The sequence below is a fragment of the Pseudomonas sp. genome (assembly GCF_030698175.1).
GTDB lineage: Bacteria > Pseudomonadota > Gammaproteobacteria > Pseudomonadales > Pseudomonadaceae > Aquipseudomonas.
On the sequence record NZ_JAUYNT010000007.1, the window covers coordinates 1 to 2,069 of the forward strand.

3 protein-coding genes are annotated in these 2,069 nt (G+C 55.0%); 1 reads left to right on the forward strand and 2 read right to left on the reverse strand.

Translation table 11 applies throughout. The annotated features are described in order from the left end of the window. Nucleotides 1-202 precede the first annotated feature (202 nt). Together bfr and Q8R10_RS03810 are read right to left on the reverse strand one after the other, a co-directional pair. Nucleotides 203-673, reverse strand: a complete 471-nt coding sequence (gene bfr / locus Q8R10_RS03805; protein WP_305651174.1) for a bacterioferritin — start codon at nucleotides 671-673, stop codon at nucleotides 203-205. A gap of 201 nt (nucleotides 674-874) precedes the next feature. Next, nucleotides 875-1,093 (reverse strand): bacterioferritin-associated ferredoxin, encoded by a 219-nt coding sequence (locus tag Q8R10_RS03810; protein ID WP_305651175.1) that lies wholly within the window; start codon nucleotides 1,091-1,093, stop codon nucleotides 875-877. A gap of 273 nt (nucleotides 1,094-1,366) precedes the next feature. On the opposite strand from Q8R10_RS03810, the gene Q8R10_RS03815 reads away from it, so the two are divergent. Beyond that, the gene (locus Q8R10_RS03815) at nucleotides 1,367-1,969 is read left to right on the forward strand and encodes a peroxiredoxin (protein WP_305651177.1); all 603 of its coding nucleotides are present in this window, start codon (nucleotides 1,367-1,369) and stop codon (nucleotides 1,967-1,969) included. Nucleotides 1,970-2,069: the final 100 nt, after the last annotated feature.

Genomic DNA, 2,069 nt, shown 5'->3' on the forward strand with positions numbered 1-2,069 from the left:
GGTAATGGTTATTCCCTTGCCAAGTCCTGCAACAACAGCGGGGGCCATTTCCCGCGCAACCCGAAGGGCCGGGCCTGTTTTTGCGCGAGGCGGCGTTTCTCGTCGCTCATTTGGAACAACCAAACCGCGCTCCTCGTGCCTTGCCTCGCGCAAAAACAGGTTCCGGCGCGGCCGCGAATGAAACGGCAACAGACCCTAGGCTTTATTCGTCCATCTGCGACTGCAGATAGTTCTGCAAGCCGACCTTGTCGATCAGCCCTAGCTGGGTTTCCAGCCAGTCGATGTGATCCTCTTCCGAGCAGAGGATTTCGCGCAGCAGGTCGCGGGAGGCGTAATCGGCGATGCTTTCGCAGTAGGCAATTGCCTCTTTCAGGTCGACATGGGCCTTGTGCTCAATTTTCAGGTCGCTGGCCAGCATTTCTGGAGTGTTTTCGCCGATGAGCAATTTTCCCAAGTCTTGTACGTTGGGCAGGCCTTCCAGAAACAGAATGCGCTTGATCAGTTTGTCGGCGTGTTTCATCTCGTCGATGGACTCGTGATACTCGTGCTCGCCAAGCTTCTTCAGGCCCCAGTCTTCGTACATGCGCGCATGCAAGAAATACTGATTGATGGCGACCAGCTCGTTGCCGAGGATCTTATTTAGATGCTGGATGACTTTCTTGTCGCCTTTCATGTCGGATCCGCCGTGCCAGGAGATTGAGTGGTCTTAAATTCTCGGCCGGCAATCCTTGTCTGTCAAATGCTAAGGCATTGAATTTAAAGCAAAAATTAATCTAAATAAGAGTGATTAAGTTCTGCGCTAGGCCGCTAAGCGCTTGAATTGCAGGCATAAAAAAGCCGGAGGCGAGGTCCGGCTGTATTGTTCGGGCTTGCTTCAGGCAGCGACGAAAGTGCAAGGGCGCGTTGCCGCGGCTTGGCCTAGCTGCATATCGCTGAGCGTTTCGCGTACCACTTGCTTGGCCAGGCATGCACATTTGCCGCACTGGTTGGCCACCCCGAGGGTTTCGCGCACATCGCGATAGCTGCAACAGCCGTCGTAAATGGCTTCGCGGATTTGACCGTCGGTAACACCTTGGCAGAGGCAAACGTACATAAGCGAGGGCTCACGGGCTATTGATTCGATGCGCGTATCTTAATCTTAATGCGAATGATTGTATATTGAGATGGCTGCCAAAACTTCGCCGTTCAGGCTAAGGCCCATGTTTTACAAGGACTTAGCGCTGCAAGGGGGGTGGTAAAAAGCGATGGGCGGTACAGAAATGGCCGGTGTATGATTAACGGCCCTGCGTCGCGCCGAGCGTCAGCACGCTATAGTGGATGGCGTTGGCAGCGGTCTGCAGCCCTGAATTTTTTAAGGAGATATGCAATGAGCGTACTGGTAGGCAAACAAGCACCTGATTTCACCGTGGCAGCGGTACTGGGCAATGGCGAAATCGTCGAAAGCTTCACCCTGTCCACCGCGATCAAAGGCAAATACGGCCTGGTGTTCTTTTACCCGCTGGACTTCACCTTCGTGTGCCCGTCCGAGCTGATTGCTCTGGATCACCGCATTCCAGATTTCCAGGCGCGCAATGTGGAAGTGGTCGGCGTCTCGATCGACTCGCACTTCACCCACAACGCCTGGCGTAACACCCCAATCAATGCCGGCGGCATTGGTCAGGTCAAGTACACCCTGGCGGCTGACATCACCCACGAAATCTGCAAAGCCTACGACGTTGAAGCCGCCGGCGGTGTGGCTTATCGCGGCGCGTTCCTGATCGATTTGAATGGCGTGGTGCGCGCACAAATCGTCAACGACCTACCATTGGGCCGCAGCATGGATGAGTTGCTGCGTCTGGTTGATGCCCTGCAGTTCACCGAAGAGCACGGCGAAGTCTGCCCGGCTAACTGGAAGAAAGGCGACAAAGGCATGACTGCATCGCCAGAAGGCGTAGCGGCATATCTGAGCGAGAACGCCAACAACCTCTAAGGTTGCGCGGCGCAATAAAAAACCCGGCATGCCGGGTTTTTTATTGCGCCGCGCAACCTTAGAGGTTGTTGGCGTTCTCGCTCAGATATGCCGCTACGCC

Bases quoted from the DNA above. Each gene is read 5' to 3' on its own strand.
- bfr (WP_305651174.1), bottom strand. From the start codon at position 673: ATGAAAGGCGACAAGAAAGTCATCCAGCATCTAAATAAGATCCTCGGC.
- Q8R10_RS03810 (WP_305651175.1), bottom strand. From the start codon at position 1,093: ATGTACGTTTGCCTCTGCCAAGGTGTTACCGACGGTCAAATCCGCGAA.
- Q8R10_RS03815 (WP_305651177.1), top strand. From the start codon at position 1,367: ATGAGCGTACTGGTAGGCAAACAAGCACCTGATTTCACCGTGGCAGCG.